Annotated in this window: 8 protein-coding genes; 5 read left to right on the top strand and 3 right to left on the bottom strand. The window is 67.4% G+C overall.

Annotation, left to right across the window (positions count from 1 at the left end):
* Nucleotides 1–28: 28 nt before the first annotated feature.
* Nucleotides 29–451: a response regulator gene (locus tag DSP71_RS04260; protein WP_113680437.1), complete on the bottom strand. Its 423-nt coding sequence runs from the start codon at nucleotides 449–451 to the stop codon at nucleotides 29–31.
* 143 nt (nucleotides 452–594) lie between these two features.
* On the opposite strand from DSP71_RS04260, the gene DSP71_RS04255 reads away from it, so the two are divergent.
* Nucleotides 595–1260, top strand: a complete 666-nt coding sequence (locus DSP71_RS04255; protein ID WP_058630908.1) for an HAD hydrolase-like protein — start codon at nucleotides 595–597, stop codon at nucleotides 1258–1260.
* A 125-nt stretch (nucleotides 1261–1385) separates the two neighbouring features.
* Here DSP71_RS04255 and DSP71_RS04250 read toward each other — a convergent pair whose 3' ends face one another.
* Nucleotides 1386–1592 (bottom strand): cold-shock protein, encoded by a 207-nt coding sequence (locus DSP71_RS04250; RefSeq protein ID WP_017203899.1) that lies wholly within the window; start codon nucleotides 1590–1592, stop codon nucleotides 1386–1388.
* A gap of 645 nt (nucleotides 1593–2237) precedes the next feature.
* Here DSP71_RS04250 and DSP71_RS04245 point away from each other — a divergent pair.
* Both DSP71_RS04245 and DSP71_RS04240 read left to right on the top strand, forming a co-directional pair.
* Nucleotides 2238–3062, top strand: coding sequence for a shikimate 5-dehydrogenase (locus DSP71_RS04245; RefSeq protein WP_258546250.1), 825 nt, complete (start codon nucleotides 2238–2240; stop codon nucleotides 3060–3062).
* Between the two features lie 25 nt (nucleotides 3063–3087).
* On the top strand, nucleotides 3088–3831 hold the full coding sequence (locus DSP71_RS04240) for an aspartate/glutamate racemase family protein (protein WP_113680431.1): 744 nt from the start codon (nucleotides 3088–3090) through the stop codon (nucleotides 3829–3831).
* On the opposite strand, the gene DSP71_RS04235 is transcribed toward DSP71_RS04240, so the two are convergent.
* On the bottom strand, nucleotides 3802–4239 hold the full coding sequence (locus DSP71_RS04235; protein ID WP_061016319.1) for an SRPBCC family protein: 438 nt from the start codon (nucleotides 4237–4239) through the stop codon (nucleotides 3802–3804). The two genes, DSP71_RS04240 and DSP71_RS04235, sit on opposite strands and share 30 nt — an antisense overlap.
* 193 nt (nucleotides 4240–4432) lie before the next feature.
* Between DSP71_RS04235 and DSP71_RS04230 the strand changes: the two genes are divergently transcribed.
* A complete protein-coding gene (locus tag DSP71_RS04230) occupies nucleotides 4433–5761 on the top strand; it encodes a cytochrome P450 (RefSeq protein ID WP_113680430.1) in 1329 nt (442 codons plus the stop codon).
* Between the two features lie 105 nt (nucleotides 5762–5866).
* Nucleotides 5867–7051, top strand: coding sequence for a zinc-dependent alcohol dehydrogenase (locus tag DSP71_RS04225; protein WP_058630980.1), 1185 nt, complete (start codon nucleotides 5867–5869; stop codon nucleotides 7049–7051).
* The last annotated feature ends 167 nt before the right edge of the window (nucleotides 7052–7218 follow it).

Here is a 7218-nt window from a genome sequence, read left to right as displayed (position 1 = left end):
ATCCCCCGCCTGTTCTGAGCAGACGGCCTCAACGGACGGGGATGAGCCGCGGCGTCGGCCCCTCCAGACGCGCGATCGCGATCTTCACCTCGAAGATCTCCTGCTCGACTCGATCGAATCGCGCATCCACGCGGTCGAATCGCGATTCGAGACTCGCGAACCGTGCGCTGAACTTCGCATCGTGCGCATCGAGCTTCGCGTCCTGCGCGTCCTGCTTCGCGTCCTGCGCATCGAACCGTGCGTCGAGTCGTGCGTCCTGCGCCGCGAAACGCGCATCGAACCGCGCATCGAACTTCGCGTCCTGCGCATCGAACCGTGCATCGAGTCGTGCGTCCTGCGCCGCGAAACGCGCATCCATCCGGTTGATCGTCCAGCCGAATCCGCCGATGATCGCCACCAGCAGCGTCGCGGCCGTGGCCAACATCGTGATGATCTCCACCGACACGTACATACCCCCATTCTGACTCGCACATCCGCCGTTGTCACGACCTTATATGGGGACATAGAGTGCTCACATGAGACGTGGATAAGCCCTGTTCGTGCACACCTGTGCAGGAAAGGCGACCGTCCTCTTCCGGGCCATAGGGTGGAGGGGTGCCTCACTCCCCTTACTCCTGCGTGCTGTGGGACGTCGACGGCACCATCGTCGACGCGTCCGTCGGCATCCTTCGCCGGCTCGACATCGCGCTCACGCACTTCGGCCACCCCGCGCCCACGCGTGAGCAGCTGGTGCACTGGATCGGTCCGCCCATGTTCCAGTCCTTCCAGGACCAGGCGGGAATGACCCCGGAGCAGTCCGCCGAGGCCGTGGCCTTCTACCGCACGCTCGGGAAGGCCGACGGCTACACGACCGATGTCGCGACCTATCCGGGCGTCGTCGAGCTCATCAACGAGCTGCACGCCGCCGGGGTGCCGCAGGCGACCGCCAGCTCGAAGCCCGAGAACCAGGTCGATGCCCTCGTCGATCACTTCGGCCTGCGCCCCGCGTTCCTGACCACAGTCGGCGCGACCCCCGACGAGTCGACTCTCGCCTCGAAGACCGACATCGTCGCCGAGGCGCTTCGTCGGCTGCGCGCGCTCGGCGCCGACACGTCACGACCGGTTCTGGTCGGTGACCGCCATCACGACGTGGAAGGCGGGAACGCCAACGACGTCCCCGTCATCTTCGTCGAGTGGGGCTTCAGCGACAGGCACGAAGGCGATGACGCCGCGTTCCGAGCGGCCTCGGTCGCAGAATTGCGCGCGCTGCTGCTGAGCTGACCCCGCCTCCTCCCGCTGACGGGTATCAGCCGAAGCGGCGCTGAGGACCTCAGAAAGCACAGAACTCCCCGCCGGATGACGCATCGGGGACGCGATCCGGTGGGGAGTTCTGTGTCGCGCCCGTCTCAGACGGGGCGGATGTTCTCTGCCTGCAGGCCCTTCGGACCCTGTGCCACATCGAACTCGACTCGCTGGTTCTCTTCGAGAGACCGGTAGCCGGATGACTGGATGGCGGAGTAGTGCGCGAAGACGTCAGCGCCTCCGTCGTCGGGGGAGATGAAGCCGAAGCCCTTCTCCGAGTTGAACCACTTGACCGTGCCCTGGGTGCTCATGTACTGCCTGTTCTGCTGATGAAGAAGCCGACGCAGGGATGCCCCGACATCGCTAACGCTAGTGGAGGAGGCCCCGAGCGGAATAGCCGCTGCAAGAAGGTAATCCAAATGTTGCACGAGCGGCATCCGCCCGTCATGCGTCGCTTCGCGACCCGCACGGCGCCTGAGGCGCCCCGAAAATGGTGTGGCCCTCACCGCGGGGGGAGCGATGAGGGCCGAAGACGACCGGAGGGTGCGTCAGGAACAGCTTAGCTCCTTTTCGACGCTCTTGTCCCCCTTTTGGGGGACAAATCTGAACTTCGGTGCGAGACTGGACGATAGCGGCCCCCTCGAGTAGCCCATTGGGGACTGAACTACTCGAGAGGGCCCAATCGCATGCACGGATCGTCTGCCCCTGGGGAAGGCCGCCGTCTCCTGGGGAGAGACGGAGACGATCAATCCCCGTGTGCATGCACCTTCACCATAGGGGAGGATGCACGATGTCGCCACGGACTCTCGTCCACGCGATATCGGAGAAGGTCAGGGTACTGATCCCGCAGGGATCGCAGGTTTCGGGCGGAGACGGGACTCACAGCACGGAGGCACCTCCGTCGTCCTCTCTCCCCCGAATCCGCGGGCTCCGTCACTCGCGAGTAGCCTGATGCGGTGACTCTGCTCAACAAGGACATGACGCTGTGCATCTCGCTCTCCGCACGGCCCAGCAACAACGGCACGCGCTTCCACAACCACCTCTATGAAGCGCTCGGGCTCAACTGGATCTACAAGGCGTTCGCCCCCACCGATCTCACGCAGGCCATCGCGGGCGTCCGCGGGCTCGGCATCCGCGGCTGCGCGGTCTCGATGCCCTACAAGGAAGACGTCATCGCCCTGGTCGACCGGATGGATCCCTCGGCGAGCGCGATCGACTCGGTCAACACCATCGTCAACGACGACGGTGTGCTCACCGCCCACAACACCGACTACTCGGCGATCGCTCAGCTCATCGAACGCGAGCACCTGGATCCTGCGAGCTCGGTGCTGCTGCGTGGGTCGGGCGGCATGGCCAAGGCGACCGCGGCAGCATTCCGGGACGCCGGCTTCTCGCGCGTGACCATCGTCGCCAGGAACGAGGAGAGCGGACGTGCGCTGGCGGACCTGTACGGATTCGACTGGTCGGCGGAGGTCGGCGAGGCCACGGCCGACGTGTTGGTCAACGTGACCCCGATCGGCATGGCCGGGGGCGCGGAGGAGCACGCGCTCGCGTTCCCCGAGGAGACGATCGCACGCGCGTCCGTGGTCTTCGACGTGGTCGCGCTTCCCGCCGAGACTCCGCTGATCGCCGCGGCTCGCACAGCGGGGAAGACCCTGATCACAGGAGCAGAGGTCGCGACACTGCAGGCATTGGAGCAGTTCGTGCTCTACACCGGCATCCGACCGTCCGCCGAGCAGGTGCGCGATGCCGAGGAGTTCATGCGCGCAGGGAACGCCTGACGGCGAAGAGGGGAGTGGTGCGTCGATGAAGACGATCGGTGTCCTGGGCGGCATGAGCTGGGAGTCGTCACTGGAGTGGTACCGGCTGGCGAACGAACGGGTGCGCGCGCAGCGCGGTGGCCACCACTCCGCTCGCATCCTTTTGGACTCGCTCGACTTCGCGGAGATCGAGGCGATGCAGGCGCGTGGCGACTGGGACGCCGCGGGTGATCTGCTGGCGTCGCGCGCCGCAGCGCTGGAGGGTGCCGGTGCGGAGCTTCTCGTGCTCGCCACCAACACGATGCATCTGGTCGCCGACCGCATCCGAGCGGCGGTCGGCATCCCGTTCCTGCACATCGCCGATCCCGCAGGTGAGGCGATCACCGCCGCGGGCCTGCGGACCGTCGGGCTTCTGGGCACGGCCTTCACGATGGAGCAGCCGTTCTACGCAGAACGGCTCGCGCGGCACGGTGTCCGCACACTCGTCCCCGGCGCCGACGATCGCGCGCTTGTCCACGCCGTCATCTACGACGAGCTCGTGCACGGTGTCATCCGCGACGAGTCCCGTCGACGTTACGCGGAGGTGATCGAGCGCCTGGTGGGCGACGGCGCAGAGGGGATCGTCCTCGGCTGCACCGAGATCGAGCTGCTCATCTCCTCCGGCGATGCACCGGTGCCCGTGTTCCCGACGACGGCGCTGCATGTGGATGCCGCGGTCGCCCTCGCTCTCGGCGGCGACGCCGCGGCCGATCGAGCGGACTCAGTCGGTTTGCCCCTCCGCGAGGTATGACAGGCGGTGGAGCGTCTCGGCATTGCGCCAGCGCAGGATCGGGGCGGTCAGGAACCGCGGGATCAGCGCCGCGGGCCCTGCGACGGGCTCCTCGTCGATGCGCACCTGACAACCGGAGGGGGTCGTGCGTGCTCGCAGCGTGACCGTCGCCTCGCCCATCGGCCAGCCGCGCGCCCTGAGCACGACCCGCCGCGGCGGATCCCACTCGCGCACCTCGGTCGTGTCGTCGAGCAGCACGGGCCAGACCCCGACGGAGTGATGCAACTGCGCCGCCACCGCCGGCCAGGTCTCGTCGACGTCTCTCATGCGGGAAGCTCCGACCACCCATGCGGGGTAGAGCCAGCCGTTCGCGAGCACGCGGAACACGTCATCCGTCGTGCACGCCAGGTCACGGGTGTTCGTCGCCATGTCTCCTCCTTGCAGCGCCGTCCATTTGCAGCACCGTCTGTTTGCAGCGCCGTCTGCTCCTGCGGAGTCATCCTGCGCGGCATCCAGGCGCCAAGGGGACCCGCTTGACATCGCGGATCCGACGGAGATAGCACACTCCGATCCGGAGCGCTCCCCCCTGGAGGGATCAGGCGGCGCCTGGCACCGTCGGAGCATGTTGCAAAGACTGAGCTCACGCGTGGTGCAGGCCGTCACCGCGGTCGTCCACGACGATTCGCCCTCGCTCCTCACCCGGGGCTACGACTTCGGCGCACGCATCTGGCGGCGTGCGGAGCCCGGTGCACGGTCGGCTCCGATGCGACTGCTCGGAGACGACGCGGTGTTCGTGCGGGGAGTCGAGGGCATCGACCTGTTCTATGACGAGTCGCGCATCGCCCGCCACGGCGCCATGCCGAAGATCGTCCAGGAGACGCTGTTCGGACACGGGTCCGTGCACAGCCTGGACGGGTCGGCGCACCGACACCGCAAAGCGACGTTCGTGGAGGTGGCCTATGAGGATGCGCAGGTCGCGCGCCTGACTCCCTGGCTGGAGCGCGAGTGGAGAGTGGAGGAGGACGCCTGGCTCGATGGGGGAACCCGCAGTGCGTACGACGCGGCGGTCGGCGCCTTCGGCCGCGCGATCATGGGCTGGGCCGGGCTGCCGGGTACACCGGCAGCGAAGACCCGATGGGCGGCTCGGCTGGCGCAGATCGTCGACGGCTTCGGTGTTCCCTACTCACCCGAGTACGTGGCCGCCTTCGTGAACAGGATGTGGTCCGATCGGCATGCGGAGCGACTCATCGATGCCGTCCGATCTGGCTCACTGCACGCCGAAGAAGGCACAGCCCTGGCCGAGTGGGCCGACCACCGCGATCAGGACGGCTCGTTGCTCCCTGCCCGCCTCGCCGGCATCGAACTGCAGAACAGCATCCGCCCGATGATCGCCGCGGCGCGTTTCGTGGCCTTCGCGGCCAAGGAACTGCACGACAGGCCCGAATGGCGCGAGCGGATCGCCGCCGAGACCGTCGAACGGAATGCGCTGGTGAGCGGGCCTCTGGCCGTGATGTTCGCGCAGGAGGTGCGGCGCACCGCTCTGTTCGTGCCCATGCTGCCCGGGCGCGCGATCGTCGACATCGAGATCGGCGACGTGCGGGTGCCGGCAGGCGGGCGCGTGGTGCTCGACATCCTCGGCACCGACACCGACGAGCAATCGTGGGCCCACCCGCATCGATTCGCACCCGAGCGGTTCACCGACGTCGAAAATCACGAGTCGATCCGCACCTTCATCCCGCAGGGCGGTGCCGACGTCGCCACCGGGCACCGCTGCCCCGGCGAGAAGCTCGTGATCGCCGGTCTCTCTGCGGCGATCGCCGTGCTGAGTGATCCGCGTCTCGACATCCTCGACACCGGACTCGAGGTGAACCGGCGACGACTGCCGACCAGACCCGCATCGGGCGGAGCGGTGCGCAAGAGCGGATCGACCCGCGGCTGTCCGTTCCACTGAGACGCGCGTCCGCACGTCAAGAGGCAGCTGTCAACCCGGTGGCCGGTCGCCCTGGGAGCGACGAGCGTGGCGCGGACGAACGAAGACCAAGGATCGGAGGACATCATGAAGGCATTGACCTGGCAGGGCAAGCGCACGGTGACGGTGGAGGAGGTTCCCGATCCGGTCATCCAGCAGCCGGAGGATGCGATCATCCGGGTCACGTCCTCGGCAATCTGCGGTTCCGACCTGCATCTGTACGAGCTGCTGGGCCCGTTCCTCGATCGCGGCGACATCCTGGGCCACGAGCCGATGGGAGTCGTCGTCGAGGTGGGTGCGGACGTGAAGACGCTCGCCGTGGGAGACCGTGTCGTCATCCCGTTCAACATCGCGTGCGGAGAATGCTACCTGTGTCGACGCGGCTTCCAGTCGCAGTGCGAGACCACCCAGGTGCGCGAGTACGGCAGCGGAGCCGCCCTCTTCGGGTACACGAAGCTGTACGGGCAGGTCCCCGGCGGGCAGGCGGAGTATCTGCGGGTGCCCCTCGCCGACTACAACCACATCCCCATCGCGAGCGACCTGCCCGATGAGCGGTATCTGTTCCTCAGCGACATCCTTCCCACGGCGTGGCAGGGAGTGGAGTATGCACAGGTGCCGGACGACGGAACCCTCGTGGTGATGGGGCTCGGTCCGGTCGGACAGTTCGTCTCCCGCATCGGACGGCACCGGGGGCACCGGGTGCTCGCGGTCGATCCGGTGCCGGAGCGTCGCGCCATGGCGGAACGCCACGGCATCGAGACGTTCGACCTCACCGACACGATCGTGGATGAGCTGCGGGACCTGACCGACGGGCGCGGCGCCGATTCGGTGGTGGATGCCGTCGGGCTCGAGGCTCACGGCAACGCGGGCGTCGAGTTCGTGCAGAAGGCGGTGGGCGTACTCCCGGATCCGGCGGCACGACAGCTGCTCGACAAGGCGGGTGTCGATCGTCTGGCCGCCGTCTACGCCTCCATCGACACCGTTCGCCGCGGAGGGACCGTATCGCTGAGCGGAGTTTACGCGGGCGACGCCGACATCATGCCGATGAAGACGCTGTTCGACAAGCAGATCACCCTGCGCATGGGGCAGTGCAACGTGAAGAACTGGGTGGATGAGCTGGTGCCCCTGGTCGAGGACATCGCCGACCCGCTCGGTGTGATGGACCTCACCACGCACAGTGCGCCCCTCGACGACGCGCCTGAGCTGTACCGCACCTTCCAGAAGAAGGAAGACGGCTGCATCAAGGTGGTGCTGCGCCCGTCGACGGTGTGACGCGAGCCTGACAGCCGCGATTGACAGACGCGGCTGTCAATCGTGGGACGGAGACCTCAGGCCCGGCGGCCGGGGTCTCCGTCTTCGCGATTCCCCTCGTCGACATCGGGTCGACGGGTGCCGATACCCGGGTCGTCGTTGTGTGTCGACTCGTCAGGCACCGTCGA

Origin of the sequence: Microbacterium sp. H6, from assembly GCF_003314775.1 — a bacterium.
GTDB classification, from domain to species: domain Bacteria; phylum Actinomycetota; class Actinomycetes; order Actinomycetales; family Microbacteriaceae; genus Microbacterium; species Microbacterium oxydans.
Note: the sequence above shows the minus strand (reverse complement) of the source record. Positions and strands in the feature narration are given on the sequence as shown.